A 24154-nucleotide genomic window follows, 5' to 3' on the forward strand; every position below is an offset into this window, starting at 1 on the left:
TCAAGCAAGGGATGTTCATCGTCGAACTCAGGGCTAACCCTGATTTCAACCGGCTGAGTTCTTTGGAATTTTTGATGCGAGAGGCTTTCGCGCACTCGAATTTGTTGAAAACAATTAAAATTCCACAGCAGGTGACTGTTCACAACATTTGCGCGCGTCACGGTCGCCGCCAGCCTTGTGAACGCCGTCGCCGCCGCTATACTCCCGCCCGCATTCGCCACCGACCCCATTTCCTGTAAGGAGCGCCCATGGCCACCGCCGCCTTCGACGTCACCGGCATCGGCAACGCCATCGTGGACGTCATCGCCCACGCCGACGACGCCTTTCTCGCCGCCAACGCCGTTGAAAAAGGGGCCATGACCCTGATCGACACGGCGCGTGCCGAAGCCCTCTATGGCCGCATGGGACCGGGCGTTGAAATGTCCGGTGGATCGGCCGGCAACACCATGGCCGGCGTCGCCATGCTGGGCGGCAAGGGCGCTTACATCGGCAAGGTCGCCAAAGACCAATTGGGCGACGTGTTTGGCCACGACATCCGCGCCTCGGGCGTGCGCTTTGACACCGCCCCCCTGGTTGGCGGCGCGTCCACCGCGCGTTGCCTGATCCTGGTGACGCCCGACGCCCAGCGGTCAATGAACACCTACCTCGGCGCCTGCGTCGAACTGGGACCGGAGGACATTGACGAGGAGCTGATCGCCGCCTCGCAAGTCACCTATCTGGAAGGCTATCTGTGGGATCCGCCCCGCGCCAAAGAAGCGTTCCGCAAGGCCGCCGCCATCGCCCACGCGGCCGGGCGCAAGGTGTCGCTGTCCCTGTCCGACAGCTTTTGCGTCCACCGCCATCATGCCGAATTCCTGGATTTGGTCGAAAACCATGTCGACATCCTGTTCGCCAACGAGCATGAAATCGGCGCGCTGTACGGAACTGATCGCTTTGAAGACGCTCTTGCCGCCGTCAAGCGGTTGGGCAAGGTCGCGGCGCTGACCCGCAGCGAAAAGGGCGCGGTCATCGTGTCTGGCGACAGCGTGGTCGAGGTGGCGGCGGAGCCGGTCGCCCACGTCGTCGACACCACCGGGGCGGGCGATCTCTACGCCGCCGGTTTCCTGTTCGGCTTCACCCGCGATCTGTCTCCGGCGGTCTGCGGTCGTCTGGGCGCCATCGCGGCGGGCGAGATCATCAGCCATGTCGGCGCGCGGCCCGAGGTCAATCTCCGCGATCTGGTCGCGGGCAAGGGCGTTTTGTAACACCAGATCCGGAAAGTTCTGACCCTTCGGATCTGACGTCATTCGCGACGGCAGGCGCGCGCCGAAAGGCGCGCCGCCTGCGTGGCGTGCAAACGCGCTTTCAGATTGATGACGATGGCGACCATGGTCCGTCGCCATTTGTCGAGAGCGACAACCCGCTCGGAGACTCTTGAAAAGGCATTTGGGACTGTTTGTCTGTTTTTTTAATTGATCGTTCAATAAAAAACAAAGCGCGGCATGTTGTCCTTTGGTCACGATCCAGTCATCAAAATGCAATTCCAGGCGACGTGACTATCGACCCGGCCAGGGGTCTCAGGGCAATCTGCGGCGACTCTCGCTCTGGGAGGCCTCCGCAGCGTTCAGGGACTCATCCTTAATGACCATGATCTTGCCATCCGCCGCCGCTTTTTCTTCGGCGGTCGCGGCGCAAACGCGACCAGACGCGCGGGTGGTGGAAGCGCGGTCCACCGTTCGGCTTGAGATCCGCAATCTGTGCAAAATCTTCGCCGACGACCCCCGTCCAGCCCTCGCCCTGCTCAAGGCCGGGGCTGACAAGGCGGAGGTGCTGCGGCGGCTGAACGTCAATGTCGGGGTGGTGGACGCCAGCTTCGACATTCGGGCGGGTGAGATCTTCGTCATCATGGGGTTGTCGGGGTCGGGCAAGTCGACCATCATCCGGTTGTTGAACCGGCTGATTGAACCATCCGGCGGCGACATCCGGCTGGACGGCCGCAATCTGACGGCGCTGTCGAAAGGCGAACTGGTCGAGGTTTTGCGCCGCGACATGTCGATGGTGTTCCAATCCTTCGCCTTGCTGCCCAACCGCAACGCCCTGGACAATGCCGCCTTCGGCCTGGAGATCGCCGGAATGGGCAAGGTCGAGCGGCGAGCCGCCGCCTTGCAGGCGTTGGACAAGGTCGGCCTGTCCGCCTACGCCGACCGTTACCCGCGCGAATTGTCCGGCGGGATGCAACAGCGCGTCGGGTTGGCCCGCGCGTTGGCCAAGAACCCCACCATCATGCTGATGGACGAGGCGTTTTCGGCGCTCGACCCACTGATCCGCGCCGACATGCAGGACGAGCTTTTGCGGCTTCAGCGCGCGCAGGCGCGGACCATCGTCTTCATCTCCCACGACGCGGAAGAGGCGATGCGCATCGCCGACCGCATCGCCGTGATGGAAGATGGCCGCATCGTGCAAATTGGAACCCCGGCGGAGATCATCCGCAGCCCCGCCGACGAGTATGTCCGCGCCTTTTTCCGGGGGGTGGACGCCTCGCGGGTGCTGCGCGCCCGTGATCTGGCCCGCTGCGACGACCGAACGGTTCTGCTGGACGAAGAGGCCGACCCGGCCCCGGCTCTGCGCCGCTTGGCCGAGCGTGGCGTCGGCTACGGCTACATCCGGGGCCATGACGGGCGGTTCCTCGGCGTGCTGTCGCGGGACTCTGGAACTGTGGTGAGCGGTCTGGAACCGGCGCGGGCCGACGATTCCCTCCACAGCCTGCTGCTCCGGGTGGCCTCGGCCCCCTGTCCGCTGCCGGTGGTGGACGACGCGGGCCGGTTCCTCGGCGCGCTGTCGCGCGCGGCGCTGCTGAGCGCGCTGGATCGTGGAGCGCCGCGCCATGGATGAGCGGCTCTCCGCGCTCCTCGGCGCCCTCCTCAACACCCTTCTCGACGGCGGCGTCGGACGCGGGGCCGACTGGCTGGTCAATCTCATCCTGGACCATGGGCAACCGACGTTGGACGTCATCGCCGCCGTGGTCGATGGGTTCGGCGGCGCCATCGACGCGGCGCTGTTGACCACGCCGCCTTGGGCGTTGGGCGCGGTCGTCACGGCGGCGGCGCTGTGGCGGGTCGGCAAGGGCTTCGCCCTGTTCACCCTGCTGTCGCTCGCCGCCATCTTCTCCATGGGGCTGTGGGAACCGATGGTCTCGACCCTTGGGTTGGTGCTGTCCTCCACCACGCTCAGCCTTCTGGCCGGGATTCCGCTGGGAATCTGGATGGCGCGCAGCCGGGTCGCGAACGGCGTGGGGGCGACCCTGTTGGACTTCATGCAGACCATGCCCGCCTTCGTCTATCTGATTCCGGCGGTGATGTTCTTTGGTTTGGGTCGGGTGCCGGGCATCATCGCCACGGTCATTTTCGCCATGCCGCCCGCCGTGCGCCTGACCGCGCTGGGCATCCGTCAAGTGCCGGTCGAACTGGTCGAAGCGGGGCGCGCCTTCGGCTGCCGCGAGCGTCAATTGCTGTTGAAGGTGCAGTTGCCCAACGCGCTGCCGTCGATCATGGCTGGGGTCAACCAGACCATGATGATGGCGCTGTCGATGATCGTGGTCGCGTCAATGATCGGAGCCGGGGGCTTGGGCAACGTCGTGCTTCAGGGCATCCAGCGGCTCGACATCGGGCTGGGGGTCGAAAGCGGCCTGTCGGTCGTGTTGCTGGCCATCATGCTCGACCGCATCACCCAGAGCTTTGGGCGAGCGGCGGGAAAGGGCGGGGCGCGGTGAACGCAGGCCGCTCCGCGCCCCGGCCTCAGGCGTTCAGTTCGGCGTCGAGATAACTCAAGGCGACGGCGCGCGCTTCCCGCCCATCCATCGCCCCGGTCAAGGCCGAGCGCAGCCACAGCCCATCGATCATCGCCGCCAGTCCGCTCGCCACCCGCTCGGCCCGCTCCAACGGCAGCAAGACGCGCAGGCTGTGGCGCAGATTGGAATGCAGACGCCGGGCGTTGATCCGCTGCAAACGGGCCAGCGCCGGGTTGTGCGGGGACTGCGCCCAAAAGCCCAACCAAGCCGACACCACGCGCGGATCAAATTGGCCGGCGGCGAAATTGCTGTCGATGATCGCCTCCAGCCGGGCGCGCGGCGAATCGGCGGCGGCCAGACGTTCGGTCACGTCGGCGCGCAGTTGCTCCAACATGCTGCGCATCGTCGCCGCCAGCAGTTCGTCCTTGCCGCCGAAATAATGGTGGATGATGCCGGGCGACACGCCCGCCCCCCGGCTGATCGTCTGAACCGTGGTGTCCGCCAGCCCGCGTTCCCCCATCGACGCGATGGTGGCGTCGATCAACTGACGGCGACGGATGGGTTCCATTCCAACTTTGGGCATTCACCAACCTTGCGTGACGGCTTGCGGGGCTGCGAACAACCGTACCCCCGCGACTTTGGTTTTGTCGCCAAGAGATGCGCTTTTTTCACCGGGCCGTCGATGGCGAAATCACCCGGCTGACCCTTGTGGCCCCCCTCACCGCCTGTCGTCATCCAAAGCGGCGCACACCATTCTCCCTGTTTGGCCCCAGGCGCAAAAACTCTGACGCCGGGGGCCATTGGGAAATCGCCGCGCCTGTCAGGCCGCGCGGATCTGGGACAGGGCGGCGTCCACGACGCTGCGCAGCCGGGTGGATTCGCCGGAAAGCTGCGTGGACACCGTCAACACCTCGCCCGCCGATTGCCCCGCCTTCTCGGCGGCGTGCCGCACGTCGGTGATGGTGGACGACACCTCGCGGGTGCCGGTGGCCGCCTGCTGGACGTTGCGGGCGATCTCAACCGTCGCCGCGCCCTGCTGCTCCACCGCCGCCGCGATGCTGGTCGAAATGTCGTCAATCTGCGCGATGATGACGCCGACCTCCTTAATCACCGCCGCCGTTTCGCTCGTCACCCGCTGCATGTCGCTGACTTGCCCGGCGATTTCCTCGGTGGCTTTGGCCGTCTGGGTGGCGAGGTTCTTCACCTCCCCGGCGACGACGGCGAAGCCCTTGCCCGCCTCGCCCGCGCGCGCCGCCTCGATGGTGGCGTTCAGCGCCAGCAAATTGGTCTGGCTGGCGATGTCTTGGATCAACTGGACCACGGCGCCGATCTTGACAGCCGCCTCGGTCAGCCCCAGAACCCGGCCATTCGCCTGCTGGGCGGCGGCCACCGCCTCGCGGGCGACGCTGGCCGAACGGTTGACCTGCTGGCCAATTTCGCGGATCGACCCCGACAATTCTTCGGTCGCCGCCGCGACGGTCTGCACATTGACGTTGGCCTCGTCCGACGCGGCGGCCACGACGCCCGCCTGCTGCGTGGTCTGGCTGGCGGTCGCCGCCATCGCCTGAGCCGTGCCGTTCATCGTCCGGGCGGCGGAGTCGACCGTTTCGACCACGTTGCCCACCCGCGCCTCCAGATCGTCGGCGAGCCGCAGCATCGCCGCGCGCCGGTCCGCCTCCATCCGCGCTTGATCGGCGGCGCGCTGGGCGATCATACGCTGAAGATCGTCCAGCATCTTGCGCAGCGCGTCGGCGAGCACGCCGATTTCATCCTCCTGCCGGATGTCCAGCGTCTGGTCGAACTGACCGGCGGCGATCCCTTCGGCGAAGCGGACGCTGGCCCGGATCGGACGGGCGATCCCGCGCGCCATCATCCACATCGCGCCGACCGCCAACGACACGACCAGGACGCCGACGGCGACCTGCCACAGCACGCTGCTGTTGGCCCGCTCGTTCAACGACGCGGACAGGGCCAGGCCATCGGCGAGAACGACGTCGCGCGGCACCTGAATCAACACCGCCCACGGCTTTCCGGTGGCCCCCAACGGAATCGGCGCGAAGCTCCGCAGCAGGTTGGTTCCGGTCTGCACATCGACCTGGGGCTTGCCGCCCTGCACGATGGCCAGATCCTCCCGCCAGGACGGATCGATGGTGGCGAGCGGCTGACCGACGCTCGCCGGGCGGGCGCTGTGGGCGACGATCAGGCCCATGTTGCTGATGATGACGACCTCGCTGCGCCCGTCATAGACCGCTTTGCTGACCTTGGTCGCCAATTGCTGAACGAAGTCGAGGTTGAAGTCGGACCCGGCGACGCCGACGAACTTGCCGCCCACGACGATGGGAACCGACAGGGTGGCGAGGAACACCTGCTTGCCCTGCACGATGTAGGGCAAGGGGTCGAGCACGCTTTCCTTGCCGGTTTCCTGCGGCCCGATGTACCAGCCGCCCTTCATCACGCCGTTGGGGTGCAGGGCGCGGCTGTCATACTCCACCAAGGGCTGCATGGCGACGCGGCCCGATTCATCGCGGTTCCAATAGGGGATGAAGCGCCCGGTCGCGTCGGTCCCGGTGTCGCGCCGGTTGCGGAACTCATTGTCGGCGGCGTCGAGCGCGTCCGGTTCCCACGCCGAATAGGTGCCGTTGAACAGCGGGTTGTTGCGCAGCACGTTGAGCAGAACGCCGTTGAGCGCTTCGCGGCGCCGTTCCACGGGGACATGACCGGGATTCATCCCGTCGGCCATGGTGGCGAAGCTGTGGGCCATGGTGCGGGCGGCGTTCAGCGCCGTTTCAAACTCCGAACGGATCAGCCCGGCTTGCGACGCGGCGAGATTCTGAAGCGACTCCTGCGTCGTCTTGTCGAGAATGCCCGAAACGCTGTCGCCGACATAACTGTTCGTCGTTCGGGTGGACGCCACGCCGAACGCGACGAGAGTCATCACGGTTCCGGCCAAGCAGGCGCCCGCCAAAGCCGCGATTTTGTTTTGTATCGATTTCATCCGCATCGCATCCCCCAAAGTCATCATGCCGTGCAGCGCGTGACGAAGAACATGGCGAATGACGGCCCCATAGGAGATCAAGCAAGAGTCGGAAAACTCTTCATCTCTGCGCGAAGCCGTTTTCGCCATCCATCATGTCGCAAGGAAGGCATGTCAGAGTGTGCCTCTTCAATGAGAGTGCCTTCTTGATTCACATCAAACGATTAGACGAAAGACCAATAAAAATTTCATGGTCAATATTCAAATCATTCTTTGTATTGAAGCAATGAATGATATGCTGTTTTGTTGCTGATATCGCAAAATGTTTCTCAACAACTTTGCCAGAAGGAGATGCCGGGGGTTGAGCGTTTGTGTTGTTTTGCAAAAAATGATGCGCAGCGCCGCCGCCCCACAAGGCGCGCGGGTCTTGCCCGGCAGAGGGGAGAGGGCTTCGTCTCCCCCGCCGCGTCAAATTGCCCCGGCTTTCAGCGTCGCCCGCCAATGGGCCAAGCGGGCTTTCACTTGGGCTTGGCGGGCGTAGGGCAATTCCTCGTCCGCCAAGCGTTCCAGCGTTTCAAAGGTGAAGCCGTCGGGGCCGTGGGTGGTCCAGGCCTGTTGCACGTCGCGGTGCGGGTCGCCGCCGGTGCGCAGCGAAAACCACAGGCGGTTTTGCACCGTGTCCACATTGGGCGCTTGCCCGACCCACAATTGACCCGACGGCGCGCAGCGCACCGCGTAGATCCCCGCCACCGATTTCCGTTCCTTGTAGGCGGCGACCGCCGCCTTTTTGTCCGCGCTCTTCACCACTGCTCTCCGCCGGGTTCTTGGTTGCGGCGGCAATATACCCGGATGAAGTGGAAGCGCAAGATATTATCCGGGTGAAATCAGCCCTCCCGCAGCCCCAACCGTCCGGCCAACCGGAACAGGTTGCTGCGGTCCACCCCCAGGCTGCGCGCCGCTTTGGCCCAATTCCCATCATGACGGGCCAGATGCTCGCGGATCATCCGGCGTTGCAGATCCTCCACCGCTTCGCGCAAAGGCAGGTCAGCGGCAAACGGCGGCTCGACCGCCGGAACAACAGAGGGCGTCGTCGGACTGACCGGCCCATCGACGTCCGTCAGCCCCAGATCGGCGGCGTTCAGCGTCAGCACCCCGCCCTCGGCGGCGCGAGCGGCGCGGGCGCGGATGGCCCCCCGGCCAATGGCGTGCTCCAACTCCCGCACATTGCCCGGCCAGGGGTAGGACAGCAACCGCCGCTCCGCGTCCGACGACAGGCGCAAATTGCGCAAACCCAGCCGCGCCCGGTTGCGGTCCAGGAACAGCCCGGCCAGCCGCAACGCCTCGGTTCCGCGCTGGCGCAGCGGCGGCACCGGCAGCGGGTAAACGCTGAGCCGGTGGTAGACGTCGGCGCGGAAACGCCCCTCCGCCACCTCGCGCGCCAGATCGCGGTTGGTCGCGGCGATGACGCGGACGTTCACGGTCAGATGGCGGTCGGATCCCACCCGCTGGATCTCGCCATTCTGCAAGGCGCGCAGCATCTTGGCCTGAACCGCCAGGGGCAGTTCCCCAACCTCGTCCAAAAACAGGGTGCCGCCGTCGGCCAGCTCGAACTTGCCGCGCCGGTCGGCCACCGCGCCGGAAAAGGCCCCGCGCACATGGCCGAACAGCTCGCTTTCCACCAGCGCGTCAGGCAGAGCCGCGCAATTGACATGCACCAGCGGGCCGCGCGCCCGACGCGATCGGGCGTGCAGGCGGCGCGCCACCAGCTCCTTGCCGACGCCGGTTTCGCCCAGCACCAGCACCACCAGATCGCTGTCGGCCACCGCGTCGATTTCCCGCAACAGCGCGGCCATCGCCGGGCCTTCGCCAACCAGCTCATGCGCCGGATCGGGCCGCTCGTCGAAGGCGCGCGACGGCTCCGCCAATTGCGCCCGCCGCTCCATCGCCTCGGCCAACGCCGCCGTCAATCGGGCCAGACTGGCGATGGCGTCGTCCAGCCCGTCAAACCGTCCGGGATGCAGCGCGTCCAACGTCAACACCCCCCGCACCACATCCCCACCTGATCCCCTCAATGGCGCGCCAACGCAATCATGGACGTGCAGCCGGTCGAGCCGGTCGGGAATCAGCCCATCGTAAGGGTCGGGCAGGGGGCAATCGGCGGGAAAGCGCGTCAGCGGCGCGCCGGATTCGACGATGGCGCGCAAGCGCGGGTGCTCGTCCAGGCGAAAGCGGCGGCCCAGCGTGTCGGGACTGAGGCCCCGCGTGGCCAGCGGAACCAGCCGATCGCCGTCCAAGCGCAACACCGCGCAAGCGTCGCAGGGCAGGCGTCGGGCGACCAGCTCCAACAGCGTCGGCCACAGCCGATCCGGGCTATCGAGCCGGTCCAGCAGCCCGGCGACCTCGTCGGGAACGAAGGAGAGTGTCGAAAAGACATCCATGTTGTCCATTCGACATCATACCCCAGTCGGTCCGTCTGACAACAGCCCGCTGACGCGGCGCGGAAACCCGCGCCCGACGCTCTGGCACAGGGATTGCCATTGGAGATGCGACATCTCGCCGCGCAACAAAGGATCACGCCCGCCATGCTGACGCCCGCCCAGACCGCCATCATCAAGGCCACGGCCCCGGTGGTCGCCGCCCACGCCAACCAGATCACCGCCACCTTCTACCCCTTGATGTTCGAGCGTTTCCCCGAGGTGCGCGCCGTCTTCAACCAAAGCCACCAGCGCGGCGGCGCCCAACCGCAGGCGCTGGCCAACGCCATCATCGCCTACGCGTCCAACATCGACCGGCTGGAGGTTTTGGGGTCAGCGGTGGCGGGCATCGTGCAAAAGCACGTCTCGCTGAACATCACAGCGGATCAGTATGAGATTGTCGGAAGCTGCCTGATGGAGGCCATCGGGCGGGTTCTGGGCGACGCGGTGACGGCGGAGATCGCCGACGCCTGGGGGGCCGCCTATTGGCAGCTCGCCCGCCTGCTGATCGCGGCGGAAGAGGCCGAATACGCCCGCAAGGCGGCGCTGACCGGCGGTTGGCGCGGCGCGCGGCGCTTCCGCATCGTCGAAAAGACGCCGGAAAGCGCGGTCATCACCTCCTTCCGCTTGGCCCCGGTCGATGGTGGGCGGGTGATGGATTTCCAGCCCGGCCAATATCTGGGCCTGAAGCTGACCATCGACGGCGAAACCGTCCACCGCAACTACAGCCTGTCGGCCAGCCCGAACGGCCAGACCTACCGCATCTCGGTCAAGCGGGAGGAGCGCGGGCAGGTTTCGGGATTCCTGCACGACCGCGCCGCCGTGGGCGACGAGCTGGAGGTCTACCCGCCCGCCGGGGAGTTCGTGTTGACCGACAGCGCCGCGCCGCTGCTGCTCATCACTGGCGGCGTCGGACAAACCCCAGCCCTGCCGCTGGCCGAACAGGCATTGGCCGCCGGGCGGCGGGTGGTCTATGTCCACGCGGCGATCAACGGATCGGTTCACGCCTTCCGCGACCATGTCGACGCGCTGGCGGCCCGCCACGCCGCCTTGCAAACCGTCTATTGCTACGCCGAACCGGACGCCCACGACCAACCCGACCTGATCGGCCTGCTGGACCAGGAGCAACTGGCCGCCCTGCTGCCGACCGACGCCGGGACCGAGGCCTATGTCGTTGGGCCGAAGCCCTTCATGGCGGCGGTGATCGCCGCCCTGACCGCGCTGGGCCTGCCGAGCGGCGCCATTTTCCACGAGTTCTTCGGTCCCAAGGAAGCCGTCGCCTGAGCGCCCACGCCGTCCGCCCGCTCCCCCATTCCTTACCGGATGGGGGAGCGAACATCCTGTGTTTTCAAGGAACGTCCGATCATGGACATGAGAAATTTCTACGACCATCACAACGACGTTCTGACTCTGGCGGCGGCTGTCGAACGGCGGCTGGACCCGGCGGGCGTCGCGGCGGATCCGGCCCCGGTCGCCGCCGATCTGGTGCGGCTGTTCGGCAAATTCTCCGTCCATCTGGCGGTGGAGGACAAGGCGCTCTATCCCCGGCTGACGCGCGACGGCGATCCGACGCTGCGCGGTCTGGCCACCCGCTTTCACGACGAGATGGGCGGGTTGACCCAGCGCTTTGAGGCCTACCGCAAACGCTGGCCCGGCCCGCTGGCCATCGCCAAGGATCCGGCGGGCTTCGTCGCCGAAACCAGGACGATTCTGGACCAGCTCAAAAACCGGATCGCCCGCGAAAACGCCGAACTCTACCCGCTGGCCGAACGGCTGGGGGCGGAGAAAACCGCCGCGTGACGCCTCTCACCATTGACTGCGTTGATTTGGACCATACCCAGGCCGATGTCGGGGGCGTAGGCTTGTGTCCTGCGGAATGAAGGGCGTCGCCCATCGTTCCCCTATCTTGTGAGCCTTTTGGGCCTTCCGAGCCTTTCGGCTGGAATCATCATGCAGCCTTCCGACGCGCCCCGCGCCGTCCCGTCTCTTGGGCGGGTGGCAGCGGTTCATGGATCCGTGCTTGACCTCGCCTTTCCCAAAGACGCGCTTCCGGCGTTGCTGGAGGCCGTCGAAATCCTGTGGGACGGGCCGGAGCGGTTGATCGCCGAGGTTCAGTCGCACCTGGATCCCGAAACAGCCCGCGCCATCGCTTTGCAAAGCACCTCCGGGTTGGCGCGCGGCGTGGCGGCGCGGGCCACCGGCGCGCCTTTGACCGCGCCGGTCGGCGACGCCGTGCTGGGGCGGTTGATCGACGTGATGGGAACCCCGCGCGACGGCGGGCCGGATCTGCCCGCCGACGGGCCGCGCCTGCCGATCCACCGCGCGCCGCCGTCGCTGTCCCAACGCTCGTCCAAGCGGGAACCCATCGCCACCGGCATCAAGGTGATTGATTTGCTGGCCCCGCTGGCGCGCGGCGGCAAGGGGGCGATGTTCGGCGGGGCCGGGGTCGGCAAGACCGTGCTGGTCATGGAGCTGATCCGCAAGATGGCCGACCTGCACAGCGGCGTTTCCGTTTTCGCAGGCATCGGCGAACGGTCGCGCGAAGGCCAGGAGCTGTGGGAGGAAACCCGCGCGTCGGGCGTGCTCGACCGCACCGCCCTGGTGTTCGGCCAGATGAACGAGCCGCCGGGGGCGCGTTGGCGCGTCGGCCTGACCGCGCTGACCATCGCCGAGCATTTCCGCGACGCGGCCAAGCGCGACGTGCTGCTGCTGATGGACAATGTGTTCCGCTTCGTCCAGGCGGGGGCGGAGGTGTCGGGCCTGCTGGGGCGGCTGCCGTCGCGGGTCGGCTATCAACCGACTCTCGCCAGCGAAGTCGCTGAGCTGGAGGAGCGCATCGCCTCGACCGACGGGGCGGTGGTGACGGCGATCCAGGCGGTCTATGTCCCCGCCGACGACTTCACCGATCCGGCGGTGGCCGAGCTGTTCAGCCATCTCGACAGCTCCATCGTGCTGTCCCGCGCCATGGCGGCGGAGGGGCTGTATCCGGCCATCGACCCGCTGACCTCCACCTCCAGCCTGCTCGACCCGCTGGTGGTGGGGGAGGAGCATTACCGGCTGGCCGAGGACGTCCGCCGCACCATCGCCCATTACCGCGATTTGCAGGACGTCATCGCCCTGCTGGGCGTCGAGGAGTTGAGCGCCGCCGACCGTCTGGCGGTCAAGCGCGCCCGCCGTCTGCAACGTTTCCTGACCCAGCCCTTCGCCGTGACGGAGGCCTTCACCGGCCACAGCGGCGTCAGCGTGCCGCTGGCCGACACGCTGGCCGGATGCCGGGCCATTCTGGACGGGGTCGGCGACGATTGGGCCGAATCCTCCTTCTTCATGACCGGCACGCTTGCGCAAGCGCAAGCCCGCGAAACGGAGGGGAAACGCTGATGGCGGGCCGATTCCTGGATCTGGTCATCACCACCCCGACCGCCGTGGTCGCGCGCAGCGCCGCCGTCACCCATCTGCGGGCGGAGGACGACAGCGGCGCGTTCGGAATCCTGCCCGGCCACGCCGATCTGTTGACCGCGCTGTCGGTGTCGGTGGTCAGTTGGCGCGAAGCGGACGACGACGCAAACGGAACCGGGAGGGAGCGCCATTGCGCGGTGCGCGGCGGCGTGCTGACCGTCGCCGACGGGGCGCGGATCGCCGTGGCGACGCGGGAGGCGGTGGCGGGCGACGATCTGGCCACGCTGGAGCGCGACGTGCTGACCCGCTTCCGTCAAGAGCGCGCGGCGGAGGGCGAGGCGCGCGGCGGCGCCCGGCGGCTGCGGCTGGCGGCGGTTCGTCACATCCTGTCTTACCTGCGCCCCGACCGGCGAACCGCCCCGCCATCCTTGCGCGACGGCGGGGGCGGGGAAGGGGACGCGCCATGACCGAACCGACCAACCCAAAACCGGATGCTTCCAACGGCAATGGCCGCAACCACCTTGCCGAGCCGGTGCGCCGCCGCCGCGAGCGGCGCGAACGATGGGCGCGCGAGGGCGAACGGCCCATCGGGCGCAATCTGGCGCTGATCGGCGCGCTTGGCTGGCTGGTGGTGACGCCGCTGCTCGTCAGCCTGTTCATCGGACGCTGGCTCGACCGGATGGTTGGGGGGGGAATCTTCTGGACCGCCTCGCTGATCTTCGCCGGGGTGGTTCTCGGCGGCTGGCTGGCCTGGAAGCGCATCGAGGAGGAGCGGTGAACATGACGATCTCCACCATCCTGTCGGCCCTGCTGGGGCTGCTGGCCGGGGCGGCGCTGGGCGTCCTGTTCTTCCGCAGCCTCGCCGTCACGATCGACCGTTGCCTGGACGGCGGCGTCCGCCGGGTGTTGCCGCTCTACGCCCTGCGGCTGGTCGGGGCGGTCGCCGCCTTCACGCTGGCCGCCTTGGCCGGGGCGGCGGCGCTGCTGGGCATGTTGGTCGGTTTCCACGCCGCCCGCGTCGTGATCGTCCGCCGCGAAAAAGCGAAAAACCCGACGCAGGAGGCGCGATCATGATCGAATCGCCTCTCACCGCCCCAATCGCCTTCGCGCTGGGGCCTGTGACCATCACCCTGCCGGTTCTCACCACCTGGGGCCTGATGGCGGTGTTGACTCTCGGATCGGCCCTGGCGACGCGGCGACTGCGCGTGGTGGAGCCGGGCCGCGTGCAAACGGCGCTGGAGCTGGTGGTGCAGACGCTGAACCGGCAGATCGGCGAGACCATGCAGGCCGACCCCGCCCCCTTCCTGCCGCTGCTCGGCACGCTCTTCCTGTATCTGGCCACGGCCAACCTCACCGGGCTGGTTCCCGGTTTGAAGGCCCCCACCGCGTTCCTGGAAACCGCCGGGGCCTTGGCGCTGGTCGTGCTGCTGGCCACCCAGGCGTTGGGGGTGCGGGCGCGCGGGCTGTGGGGCTATCTGAAGGGCTTCGCCCAACCCACGCCGCTGCTGCTGCCGCTGAACATCCTGGCGGAGCTGACGCGGGCCTTTTCGCTGTCGGTGCGCCTGTTCGGCAACGTGATGAGCGGCGAATTCGTCATCGGCATCGTCCTGTCGCTGGCCGGGCTGTTCGTGCCGGTGCCGCTGATGGCGCTGGAACTGCTGCTGGGGCTTGTGCAGGCCTACATCTTCACCATTCTCGCCGCCGTCTTCATCGGCGGCGCGGTCGGCTCCATCGAAAGGGGTTAAGCCATGGACATCCACGCCATCAGCGTTTTGTGCGCGACCATCGCCGTGTCGGTCGGCGCCATCGGCCCGGCGTTGGCGGAGGGGCGGGCGGTCGCCGCCGCGATGGAGGCCATCGCCCGCCAACCCGAAGCGGCGAACACCCTGTCGCGCACCCTGTTCGTCGGGCTGGCGATGATTGAGACGATGGCGATCTATTGTCTGGTCATCGCGCTGCTGCTGCTGTTCGCCAATCCGTTCGTCTGAAGGGGGCGGCCATGCGAATCGACGGTTGGACGCTGCTTCTTCAGGCCATCAATTTTCTGGTTCTGGCGTGGCTGCTCCGCCATTTCCTCTACCGCCCGGTGTTGGCGGTGATCGCCGAACGGCAGGCGACCACCGAACGGGCGCGGGTCGAGGCGGACGCCGCCCGCGCCGACGCCGGACGGCTGCGGCAGGGGCTGGAGGGCGAACGGGCCGGGCTGTCGGAGGAGCGCGACCGCCTGCTCGCCGACGCCCGCCGTCAGGCCGACGCCGAACGCGCCGATTTGCTTGAGCGCGCCCGCGCCGAGGCCGCGCGCCTGCTGGCCGAAGCCGCCGCTGCCCTGGACGACGAGCGCCGCCAAGCGGTCAACGGCCAGCGGCAGGCCGCCGCCGAACTGGCTCTGGCGGTGGCGGCGCGGCTGCTGGGCGCGGCGGACGGCGCGGCCAGCCTGACCCAACGCTTCCTGATCGAAGCCTGCCAAAGCGTCGCCGGGCTGGCCGAGGCCGACCGCCGCGCGCTGGTCGAGGATGGGGCCAGTCCGCCCAATCCGCTGCCGCTGCGGCTGGTCAGCGCCGCGCCCTTGGGCGAGGGAACACTGACCGACGCGCGGGCGCGGCTGGAAACCGCCCTGGGGCGGCCCGTGGCGCTGGACACGGGCGACGATCCCGGCCTGATCGCGGGGGTGGAGCTGCATTTTCCGCACAGCGTCCTTCGCCATTCCTGGAAACAGGCTCTGGCCGAGGCGATGGAGGAGCTGACGCGCGATGACCGCACCCAAAACGACGCCGCTTAAGGACGCGCTGGATCTCTGGCTGCCGCAGGCGCTGCGCCGGGTGGACGGCGTGGCCGCCAACCCGCGCTTTGAATCCATCGGGCGCATTGAATCGGTGGGCGACGGCGTCGCCCGCGTGTCCGGCCTGCCCGGCGCGCGGTCGGACGAACGGCTGGTCTTTCCCGGCGGGGTGGCCGGGCTGGCGGTCGATCTTGACCAGGACATCGGTTGCGTGCTGCTGGGCGAGGACCGCCATCTGTCCGCCGGGGACATCGTGCGCGGGACCGGGGCCGTCGTGCGCGCGCCGGTCGGCGACGCCCTGCTGGGCCGGGTGGTCGATCCGCTGGGAAACCCGCTCGACGGCGGGCCGCCCGTCGAGGCCGACCGTTGGGAGCCGGTGGAGCGCCCCGCCCCGACCATCGCCGACCGGGCGGCGGTGACGGAACCGATGCTGACCGGAACCGCCGTGATCGACGCCATGTTCCCGTTGGGGCGCGGGCAGCGCGAATTGGTGATCGGCGACCGCGCCACCGGCAAAACGGCCATCGCGGTGGACGCCATCCTCAACCAGCGCGGCGGCGACGTTCTATGCGTCTACATCGCCATCGGCCAAAAGGCGTCCGGCGTCCGCGCGGTGATCGAGGCGGTGCGCGCGGGCGGCGCGGCGGACCGCTGCCTGTTCGTCGTCGCCGCCGCCGACAGCCCGCCGGGGCTGCAATGGCTGGCCCCCTACAGCGGCTTCACCATGGCCGAGCATTTTCGCGACAGCGGGCGGCACGCGCTGGTGATCGTCGATGATCTGACCAAGCACGCCGCCGTGCACCGGCAATTGTCGCTGCTGCTGCGCCGCCCGCCGGGGCGCGAGGCCTACCCCGGCGACGTCTTTTACCTGCACGCCCGCTTGCTGGAGCGCGCGGCCAAGCTGTCGCCCGCGCGGGGCGGCGGGTCGCTGACCGCGCTGCCCATCGCCGAAACCCAGGCGGGCAACCTGTCGGCCTACATCCCGACCAACCTGATTTCGATCACCGACGGCCAAATCGTTCTGGACGCCAAGCTGTTCCACGAGGGGCAGAAACCGGCGGTGGACATCGGGCGCAGCGTGTCGCGGGTGGGCGGCAAGGCGCAGCCCCCAGCCCTGCGGCGGCTGGCCGAACCCCTGCGCCTGGATTACGCCCAGTTTCTGGAGCTTGAAGCCTTCAGCCGCTTCGGCGGCATGGTGGACGACCGCACCCGCAAGGCCGTGGCCCATGGCCAGCGGATGCGGGCGCTGCTGGCCCAACGGTCTCTGGCGCCGCAACCGCTGGCCCGCCAATTGGCGCAATTGCTGGCCCTGGACGATGGAACGCTCGACGCCATTCCGCTCGACGCCCTGCCGCGCTTTCAGGCGGCCTTGGCGGCGGGGCTGGACGCCCAGACGTTGGCGGCGACCGCCCATCTGGCGCGCGGCGGCGCGCTGGACGACGCCGCCCGCGCCGAGCTGCGCGCCGCCGTGGCGGACGCCGTCCGCGCGCTGGGGCCGTCGCCGGGGGCCGCGCCATGACCGAACGCCTGACCGAGGTCGAGGCGCGGCGCGCCAGCGTTCAGGACCTCAGCGCCGTGACGGACGCCATGCGGGCGTTGGCGGGGGTCTGGCTGCAACAGGCGCTGGGCCTGCTGGGCGGCGCGCGCGCCTACGCGGCGGTGATCGAGCGCGCGCTGGGCCAGGCGCTCGCCCTGACCGAAGACGGGGCGGGGGAACAGGGTTGGAGCCGTTCGGCCACAGTTCGCCCCCTCCCTAACCCTCCCCCGCTGGCGCGGGAGAGGGGACAATCGCCGCATCCCGACGACGCTCCAGCCTCCCTCTCCCGCGAAGCGGGGGAGGGTCGGGGAGGGGGCGACGACCGCCCGGTCCTGCTGCTGTTCGCGCCCGAGCATGGCTTCGTCGGGGCCTTCGCCGAACGGTTGGTCGAGGCGGCGCTCGCCGCGCCGAAGGACCACGCGCTGTGGGTGGTCGGCAGCCGGGGCGCGGCGCTGCTGGAGGAGCGGGGCAGGGCGGCGGATTGGGTGGCGCCGATGGCGACCCGCGCCGACGGCGTGCCCGCGACCGCCCGCGCCGCCGCCGAGGCGTTCTACAAGGCCGCCGCCGCGCATCGGGTGGGGCCGGTGTCCTTGCTGTTCGGGCAAACCATCGGCGGCGCGCCGCCGGAGATCCGCCGCGAAACGTTGCTGCCGTTGGATGTCGCCCGTTTCCCCCAGCCAACGCCGGGGGGATCGCCGCCGCTGACCAACCTGCCGCCCGCCGCCCTGGTGAACCGGCTGATCGACGAGTATGTCTTCGCCCGGCTGGCTGAAGCCGCCATGGAGGGCTTCGCCGCCGAAAACGCCGCCCGGCTGGCGGTGATGCTGACGGTCCAGAGCAACATTGAGGCGACGCTGGAGGATCTGACCGGCGTCGCCCGCCGCCTGCGCCAGGAGGACGTGACCAGCGAGTTGATCGAGCTGGCGACGGGGGCCGAGGCGCTGGGCGGCGCGCGGCGGCATCCTCGGCCGCAGCGTGGACCGCCCGCTCGATAAGGCGGCCAAGGATGCGCTTGACCAGGCTCCTGTCATCACGCTGAGCGCGGGTGAGCACAATCCTGGTCTCAGCATCAATTTAAAATTGTTGGAACTGTCGAACAGCTTTTCATTGACAGTGACGCCCTCTCAAGCAATACCTTTAATAGATGTTTTATGTATTAAAACTCTCATAGGATGCATTCAATCGTATGTATTTCTGAAAAGAGGATTTCTCTTTCAGTCTGTATCCGATTGGTGCTTTGCCGCTCCAGACAACAGAGTCCCGAGCGGCTCCGAAGGGCGGGAAAACGCATCGCTGCCAAAGGATCACAATGAACACTCTTCGATTGATACGCCGGGCTTCATTCGCGGTCGCCATTGGCAGCATCGCAATCGCCTTTCTCACCATTCTCGCCCTTCCTGCGCAGGCGGCCCAGCGCTTGGTCCTGACCGGAGCCAGCACGGTCGCTCCGCTGGCCGCCGAGATCGGCAAGCGCTTCGAGGAAACCCACCGCGACCTCCGGGTCGATGTCCAGACTGGCGGTTCGTCGCGCGGCATCCGCGACGCGCGCGAGGGGCTGGCCGACATCGGCATGGTGTCCCGTGCCTTGAAGGCGTCCGAAGCCGATCTGAAATCCTATTCGATCGGGCTCGACGGCATCACGCTGATTGTCCATAAGGACAATCCGGTGAAGGAGTTGACCACGGATCAGATCGTCGCGATCTACACCGGCAAGATCCGCGACTGGGCGGACGTCGGCGGTCGACCGGGCCGCATCGTCATCGAGAACAAGGCCGAAGGCCGCTCCACCCTGGAACTGTTCCTCGACCATTTCAAGCTGACCTCTCCGCAGATCACCGCCGACGTGGTGGTCGGCGACAACGAGCAGGCCATCAAGGTGATCGTCGGCAATCCGCTTGCCATCGGCTACGTCTCCATCGGCGCGGCGGTCTATTCGGCTGACAGCGGCCTGCCGATCCGGCCACTGCCCTTGAACGGCGTTCTTCCCACCGTCGACGCCGTCAAGGAAAAGAAATTTCCGATCGTGCGCGAACTGAACCTTGTCGTGAAAGCCGAGCCAACCGGCCTGACGAAAGAGTTCATCGAGTTCGCCCAATCGCCGAAGGTGTCCGACCTTGTCAAAGACCTCTTTTTCGTCCCCCTCCAGTGACCGGATCAAACCCGCCATCGCCTATGGCGACCGGGCTTTGCCGATCCTGCTGTGGTCGGTCGCCATTCTGGTCAGCCTAATCATCGCGATCATCATCGCGGTGGTCGTCATCGAAGCGTGGCCCGCCCTTCGTCACATCGGCGTGCTGCGCTTCCTGACCGACGCCACTTGGCACCCCACCTCGGACCGCTTCAACCTCTGGCCGATGGTGGTGGGAACCTTCCTGGTCACCAGCGGCGCCCTCGCACTGTCGGCGGTGCTGGGGTTGCTCTCGGCGATCTTCTGCTGTTTCTACGCCTCGCGCGCCGTTGCCGGCGCCTACGCCCGCATCGTCGAACTGCTGGCGGGAATCCCGTCGGTCGTCTACGGCTTTTGGGGGCTGGTCGTGCTGGTGCCGATCATCGGTCGGATCGCCCAGCCGGGGGCAAGCCTGCTGGCGGCGATCCTGGTGCTGGCCATGATGGTGCTGCCGACCATCAGCATGGTCGCCACGGTCAGCCTGCGCGCCGTTCCGCCGGATCTGATCCTGGGCGGCCATGCGTTGGGCCTGTCCAAATGGTCGATCGTCACCAAGGTGGCCTTTCCAGCCGCCAAACGCGGCCTCGCCACCAGCGTCGTGCTGGGCGCCGGTCGTGCGCTGGGCGAAACCATGGCTGTGCTGATGGTCTCCGGCAACGTCGTCCAGATCCCGTCCAGCCTGTTCGATCCATTGCGGACGCTGGCCGCCAACATCGCCCTGGAAATCGCCTATGCCGGCGATTTCCACCGCTCCACCCTGTTCGTCAGCGGCCTCGCCCTGACCCTGATGGTTTTGGCAACCGTGTGCGTCGCCGAGGCCGTCGGCCCGGATCGCCGCCATGACTGAACACTCCGTCGCGCTCCGGCTCCGTTGCTCATCCATCGACCGGCACGCCCTGCTGGTCTGGGTCGCGCCCGTCCTTGTGCTGCTGTTCGTCGGCTGGATGCTCGGCGATCTTCTCGCCCACGGGCTCGGGGGGCTGGACTGGGGGTTTCTGACCGAGGCGCCGCGCCGCGCCGGACGACAGGGCGGGATCGGCCCCATCCTGGTTTCGACCCTGCTGATCCTCTTCGTCTGCCTGGCGGTATCGCTGCCGCTCTCCGTCGCCACCGCGTTGCTGCTGTCCGAGTTCGTCTCCCCCTCCCACCGGGGCGCGCGGTTGGTTCGGCTGAGCCTGGACGTGCTGGCCGGCATTCCCTCGATCATCTTCGGCATCTTCGGCAACGCGTTCTTCTGCAAGGTCCTGGATCTGGGCTTCTCCATCGTCGCGGGCGGCCTGACCCTGGCCTGCATGTGCCTGCCGGTGCTGATCCGCACGACCGAACAGAGCCTCGCCGCCGTGCCCCGCAGCTACCGCATGGGCGCCGCCGCGCTGGGTTTCTCCAAGTCGAGCGCCATCCTCCGCGTGATCCTGCCGGTCGCGATGCCGGGCATCATGATCGGCACCCTGCTCGCGGTCGGCCGGTCGTTGGCGGAGACCGCCGCGCTGATCTTCACCAGCGGCTACGTTGACCGGATGCCCTCGTCGCCGTGGGATTCCGGTCGGGCGCTGTCGGTCCACATCTTCGACCTGTCCATGAACGTCTCGGGCGGGGATGCCAACGCTTACAAATCGGCCGTCGTCCTGCTCGGCCTGTTGCTGTTGATCAATGGAGCGGTGTTATGGATGAGCAGTCTTTGGCAACGATTGGCCGGCCTGTCCCCGGCAACCAGATGAGTCGCGTTGCCCTGGAGACCTGGGACGGCGAGGCGGGACCGGCCAACGACGTCGCGCCCGGCGTCGCGCCCAGCGTCGCCCCTGGCCCCGCCGACGGCGCGCCGCCGTTGTGGCGGGTCTGCGACGTCACCGTCCGCTACGGCCGCAAGGTCGCCGTGTCGTCGGTCTCGATGGATCTGCTGAAGGGTGGAGTGACCGCCATCATCGGCCCGTCCGGCTGCGGCAAGAGCAGCTTCCTTTCTTGCCTCAACCGCTTGGCGCTTGCGATCGACGGTTGTTCGGTGTCGGGACGCATCACGCTGGGTGGGCAGAACATCCTGGCGCCGCGCATCGACGAGATCGCGCTGCGCAAGCGCATCGGCTTCATTTTCCAACGTCCGAACCCGTTTCCGCTGTCGATCCGCCGCAATCTGGAATTGCCGCTGCGCGAGCACGGCATGCGCGGACGCGCCGCCCTCGACGAGGCGATCGAGACGGCGCTCCAGTCCGTCGGGCTGTGGAACGAGGTCAAGGACCGGCTGGATTCCCCGGCGCAACTGCTGTCCGGCGGACAACAGCAACGCCTGTGCATCGCCCGCGCCCTGGTGCTTCAGCCCGAGGCCCTGCTGATGGACGAGCCGTGCAGCGCGCTCGACCCCATCGCCACCGGAGTGATCGAGGATCTGGTCGAATCCCTGAAGCGGCGGCTGACCATCGTGATCGTCACGCACAATCTGCGGCAGGCCAAACGCCTGGGCGATCATGTCGCGCTGTTCTGGAGTCACGACGGCTGCGGCCAGCTCTTGGAAACCGGCGAGGCCGACCAGATCTTCCACGCGCCCGCGCAGGACTTGACCCGGCTCTACATCTCCGGCGGCATCGGCTGACGGGCAAACACGATGGGAGCCACGATGAGGGGAGGCGGTTCGCCGCCTCTCAGTCCGTGTTGCGGACCAGCGGAATGCCGTTGTTGCCGATGGGGATGTAGATGGTCGCCTTGTTGGGGGAATCCGCCAGCTTCATCTGGGCCTGGATCGCTTCGTGTTGAAGGTAGTTCTGCGTCAGGGTCGATGAGACGACTCGCTGGGCCTCCGCGCTGCCGTTCGCCTCGACGATCTTGATCTCGGCGTCCTTGCGCGCGATCTGCATCAGGATTTCTTTTTCCTCCAGAAGCTGCTGCGCCGACAGCTTCTTTTGCACGGCTTGGGCCACCACCTCGGGATAGTCGATGTCGCCAGCGTCCAGGCTGACCAGAATGAAAGGCGTGTTGGCGACATAGGCGTCCAGGTTGCTTTTCACGTCGCGGGCGATCTCGCCCATCAGCGACTTGATGTCGGTGCTCTTGTGCTTTTGCAGAGCGTCGCGGACATAGGAGCGGAAGGGTTCGCGGACGTAGCGCGCGTACCAGTTCTCGCCCCCGAGATCATCGACGATGGTCTGCATGCTGCCGGGCCTCAGCGCGATGACCGCGTGGAATTTGAACCGGATGTTCAGATCGTCGCGGGTGAGGACGGTGAAATCCTCGGTGTAGGTGGTCGGCCGCACGTCGATGGTGATGATCTCGTTGCGCCACAGCGAAATGCCGAAATTCGCCGGCCCGGTGATGACCCCTTTGAAACCGCCGGCGCCGAGGATGCGCGGTCGCTCGTAAACATAGCCCTCATGGCCCGGCGGCGCGTAGGGGTTGGTGTAGGTCAGCGAGGCGGCCAGCACCACAAGCCCGACCAGCAGCTTCGTGAACAGGATGCGGACGACGAATTTGTGCAGCCGCTTCTGGGCCAGCAACATTTCCGTTTCGTGACTGACCGGTTCGGTCTTCCGGGACCGGAACAGCCGGAAAACACCCTTGACCGCCCATATCTTGGCCAGAAGGGAGACCTTGATGACGGCGAGCTGTGCTTGCACGCCCCAGGCCAGAAGCCGCTCCGACAGCGGCGCTTTCGGCCCGGCTGCCTCCGGTCGGCCCCGGCCCCACATGTCCCCCCCCCGGACGCGGGACGAGCGGTCGAACAACTGATCCGGCAAATCTTCCATGACCATTCAGTCTCAGGATGGAGTGCTCGCCGCGCCCGTATCGAGCGGCGGCGAACCTTCATTGAAGGGAGGCTTCACATCCACGCCCCCGTCTCCCGTTTCCTCGCCTGCGGTGCGGGCGAGCGGTGGCAGGAGCAGGGAAATCAGCGCGGCCGTCGCCAGAAAACCGGCGGACCAGACAAGGCAGCCAACCAGCCCATGAGTCTGGTAGGCCCAACCCGACATCAGCGTGCCGACCAGCCGGCCGCCGGCGTTCGCCATGTAGTAGAAGCCGACATCGGCCGCCGCCTTCTTCCGGTCGCTGTAGAGCAGAACCAGATAGGAGTGGATGATCGAGTTGACGGCGAAGAACACGCCATAGCCCAGCAGGCCGACGACGATGACCACCGTGGGGTCGATCCCGGCGGTCACGGCGACCACGATGCCGATGGGAAAGAACATCAGATTGGCGGTCCACAGCGCCACCGACGTATGGCCCATCGTCACCGCAAGGTCGTCGCCGTTGAAGAAGCGCGATACCACCGATTGGGCGACGCCATAGCCGACGATCCACAAGGAGAGGAAGGCGGCGACCCCCGTGTAGCTCCACCCCGCGATTTCCTGAAGGAAGACAGGAAGCCCGATCACGAACCAGACGTCGCGCGACCCGAACAGGAAGAAGCGGGCGCCCGACAGGATGTTGATCGCCGGGGTCTTGGAGAACAGCGATTTGATTTTGACCTTTTTGGTCGCACGACCCAGCCCTTTCGGCAGGGTCGGAATCACAAGAAAGGTGGCGACAGCCAGGCAGACCGCCATGACGCCCATGGAAATCTGCATGCCGAGACTGGTCATCATCAGGCCGCCCAGCAGGAACCCCACGCCCTTCAGGGCATTCTTCGATCCGGTGATGATCGACACCCATTTGAACAGCGCGGCGTCCGACCCTTCCGGGATCACGAACTTCAGGCTGGTTTTCGAGCCGACCTTGACCAGATCCTTGGCGGTCCCCGACATCCCCTGGGCGACCATGACGTAGAAGACCGACAGATGGGCGTCGCCGACGGTCATCATCGCCATGGCGAGAACCTGGATCATCAGGCCGGCGATCAGGATCTTCTCCAGCCCGAAGGTGGCGCCCAGCCAGCCGCCGACAAAGTTGGTGACGATCCCGGCGACCTCGTACAGCAGGAACAGAGCCGCGATCTGAAACGGATTGAAGCCCAACGCATGGAAGTGAAGAACCACCATCATGCGTATCGCGCCGTCGGTCAGCTCGAAGCCCAGATACGGAATGGTGAAGGATATGACTCGCCGGCCGATGCTCATCTGTCAGACATGCTTTTTGAAA

General features: G+C 67.1%; 24 protein-coding genes. 18 read left to right on the forward strand and 6 right to left on the reverse strand.

Features of this window, described 5'->3' with window-relative positions:
• The first annotated feature begins 248 nt into the window (after window positions 1-248).
• The 3 genes from ACODS4_RS18060 to ACODS4_RS18070 all read left to right on the forward strand — a co-directional run bounded on the left by ACODS4_RS18060 (window position 249) and on the right by ACODS4_RS18070 (window position 3748).
• The gene (locus tag ACODS4_RS18060; protein ID WP_488866104.1) at window positions 249-1244 is read left to right on the forward strand and encodes an adenosine kinase; all 996 of its coding nucleotides are present in this window, start codon (window positions 249-251) and stop codon (window positions 1242-1244) included.
• 376 nt (window positions 1245-1620) lie between these two features.
• A complete protein-coding gene (locus ACODS4_RS18065) occupies window positions 1621-2871 on the forward strand; it encodes a quaternary amine ABC transporter ATP-binding protein (RefSeq protein ID WP_488866106.1) in 1251 nt (416 codons plus the stop codon).
• On the forward strand, window positions 2864-3748 hold the full coding sequence (locus ACODS4_RS18070) for an ABC transporter permease (RefSeq protein ID WP_488866107.1): 885 nt from the start codon (window positions 2864-2866) through the stop codon (window positions 3746-3748). Before ACODS4_RS18065 ends, ACODS4_RS18070 begins: the two co-directional genes overlap by 8 nt.
• Window positions 3749-3773: 25 nt before the next feature.
• On the opposite strand, the gene betI is transcribed toward ACODS4_RS18070, so the two are convergent.
• From betI to norR, 4 genes are all read right to left on the reverse strand, one after another.
• Window positions 3774-4349 (reverse strand): transcriptional regulator BetI, encoded by a 576-nt coding sequence (betI, locus tag ACODS4_RS18075; RefSeq protein WP_488866109.1) that lies wholly within the window; start codon window positions 4347-4349, stop codon window positions 3774-3776.
• A 237-nt stretch (window positions 4350-4586) separates the two neighbouring features.
• Entirely contained in the window at window positions 4587-6761 is a 2175-nt protein-coding gene (locus ACODS4_RS18080) for a methyl-accepting chemotaxis protein (protein WP_488866111.1), read from the reverse strand.
• Between the two features lie 447 nt (window positions 6762-7208).
• A complete protein-coding gene (locus ACODS4_RS18085; RefSeq protein ID WP_488866113.1) occupies window positions 7209-7544 on the reverse strand; it encodes a GIY-YIG nuclease family protein in 336 nt (111 codons plus the stop codon).
• Between the two features lie 80 nt (window positions 7545-7624).
• Window positions 7625-9187, reverse strand: a complete 1563-nt coding sequence (gene norR / locus ACODS4_RS18090) for a nitric oxide reductase transcriptional regulator NorR (RefSeq protein ID WP_488866115.1) — start codon at window positions 9185-9187, stop codon at window positions 7625-7627.
• A gap of 135 nt (window positions 9188-9322) precedes the next feature.
• Between norR and hmpA the strand changes: the two genes are divergently transcribed.
• From hmpA to ACODS4_RS18165, 15 genes are all read left to right on the forward strand, one after another.
• Window positions 9323-10498 carry an NO-inducible flavohemoprotein gene (gene hmpA, locus ACODS4_RS18095; protein ID WP_488866117.1) on the forward strand — a complete coding sequence of 392 codons (1176 nt, stop codon included), beginning with the start codon at window positions 9323-9325 and terminating at the stop codon, window positions 10496-10498.
• An 81-nt stretch (window positions 10499-10579) separates the two neighbouring features.
• The gene (locus ACODS4_RS18100; protein WP_488866119.1) at window positions 10580-11014 is read left to right on the forward strand and encodes a hemerythrin domain-containing protein; all 435 of its coding nucleotides are present in this window, start codon (window positions 10580-10582) and stop codon (window positions 11012-11014) included.
• A 150-nt stretch (window positions 11015-11164) separates the two neighbouring features.
• On the forward strand, window positions 11165-12592 hold the full coding sequence (gene atpD / locus ACODS4_RS18105) for a F0F1 ATP synthase subunit beta (RefSeq protein WP_488866121.1): 1428 nt from the start codon (window positions 11165-11167) through the stop codon (window positions 12590-12592).
• Window positions 12592-13077: a F0F1 ATP synthase subunit epsilon gene (locus ACODS4_RS18110; protein WP_488866123.1), complete on the forward strand. Its 486-nt coding sequence runs from the start codon at window positions 12592-12594 to the stop codon at window positions 13075-13077. The genes atpD and ACODS4_RS18110 overlap by 1 nt, the downstream gene beginning before the upstream one ends.
• Window positions 13074-13388, forward strand: a complete 315-nt coding sequence (locus tag ACODS4_RS18115) for an AtpZ/AtpI family protein (protein WP_488866125.1) — start codon at window positions 13074-13076, stop codon at window positions 13386-13388. Before ACODS4_RS18110 ends, ACODS4_RS18115 begins: the two co-directional genes overlap by 4 nt.
• 2 nt (window positions 13389-13390) lie before the next feature.
• Window positions 13391-13684, forward strand: coding sequence for an N-ATPase subunit AtpR (locus ACODS4_RS18120; RefSeq protein WP_488866127.1), 294 nt, complete (start codon window positions 13391-13393; stop codon window positions 13682-13684).
• Entirely contained in the window at window positions 13681-14355 is a 675-nt protein-coding gene (locus ACODS4_RS18125; RefSeq protein ID WP_488866129.1) for a F0F1 ATP synthase subunit A, read from the forward strand. Before ACODS4_RS18120 ends, ACODS4_RS18125 begins: the two co-directional genes overlap by 4 nt.
• A gap of 3 nt (window positions 14356-14358) precedes the next feature.
• Entirely contained in the window at window positions 14359-14598 is a 240-nt protein-coding gene (locus ACODS4_RS18130) for a F0F1 ATP synthase subunit C (RefSeq protein ID WP_488866131.1), read from the forward strand.
• A gap of 11 nt (window positions 14599-14609) precedes the next feature.
• Window positions 14610-15389, forward strand: coding sequence for a F0F1 ATP synthase subunit B family protein (locus ACODS4_RS18135; protein ID WP_488866133.1), 780 nt, complete (start codon window positions 14610-14612; stop codon window positions 15387-15389).
• Window positions 15361-16908 (forward strand): F0F1 ATP synthase subunit alpha, encoded by a 1548-nt coding sequence (locus ACODS4_RS18140; RefSeq protein ID WP_488866135.1) that lies wholly within the window; start codon window positions 15361-15363, stop codon window positions 16906-16908. The genes ACODS4_RS18135 and ACODS4_RS18140 overlap by 29 nt, the downstream gene beginning before the upstream one ends.
• A complete protein-coding gene (locus ACODS4_RS18145) occupies window positions 16905-17921 on the forward strand; it encodes a F0F1 ATP synthase subunit gamma (RefSeq protein ID WP_488866137.1) in 1017 nt (338 codons plus the stop codon). Before ACODS4_RS18140 ends, ACODS4_RS18145 begins: the two co-directional genes overlap by 4 nt.
• 242 nt (window positions 17922-18163) lie before the next feature.
• Complete coding sequence (locus tag ACODS4_RS18150) at window positions 18164-19075, forward strand: phosphate ABC transporter substrate-binding protein (RefSeq protein ID WP_488866139.1); 912 nt, start codon at window positions 18164-18166, stop codon at window positions 19073-19075.
• A complete protein-coding gene (pstC, locus tag ACODS4_RS18155) occupies window positions 19041-19940 on the forward strand; it encodes a phosphate ABC transporter permease subunit PstC (protein WP_488866141.1) in 900 nt (299 codons plus the stop codon). Before ACODS4_RS18150 ends, pstC begins: the two co-directional genes overlap by 35 nt.
• A complete protein-coding gene (gene pstA, locus ACODS4_RS18160; protein WP_488866143.1) occupies window positions 19933-20811 on the forward strand; it encodes a phosphate ABC transporter permease PstA in 879 nt (292 codons plus the stop codon). Before pstC ends, pstA begins: the two co-directional genes overlap by 8 nt.
• Window positions 20808-21677, forward strand: a complete 870-nt coding sequence (locus ACODS4_RS18165; protein ID WP_488866145.1) for a phosphate ABC transporter ATP-binding protein — start codon at window positions 20808-20810, stop codon at window positions 21675-21677. The genes pstA and ACODS4_RS18165 overlap by 4 nt, the downstream gene beginning before the upstream one ends.
• A gap of 49 nt (window positions 21678-21726) precedes the next feature.
• Here the strand turns inward: ACODS4_RS18165 and ACODS4_RS18170 are convergent, their stop codons facing one another.
• Window positions 21727-22824 (reverse strand): SPFH domain-containing protein, encoded by a 1098-nt coding sequence (locus tag ACODS4_RS18170; RefSeq protein ID WP_488866147.1) that lies wholly within the window; start codon window positions 22822-22824, stop codon window positions 21727-21729.
• 12 nt (window positions 22825-22836) lie between these two features.
• On the reverse strand, window positions 22837-24132 hold the full coding sequence (gene arsJ / locus ACODS4_RS18175) for an organoarsenical effux MFS transporter ArsJ (RefSeq protein WP_488866149.1): 1296 nt from the start codon (window positions 24130-24132) through the stop codon (window positions 22837-22839).
• Between the last annotated feature and the right edge of the window lie 22 nt (window positions 24133-24154).

It is taken from the genome of Azospirillum sp. FG154, from assembly GCF_057809575.1.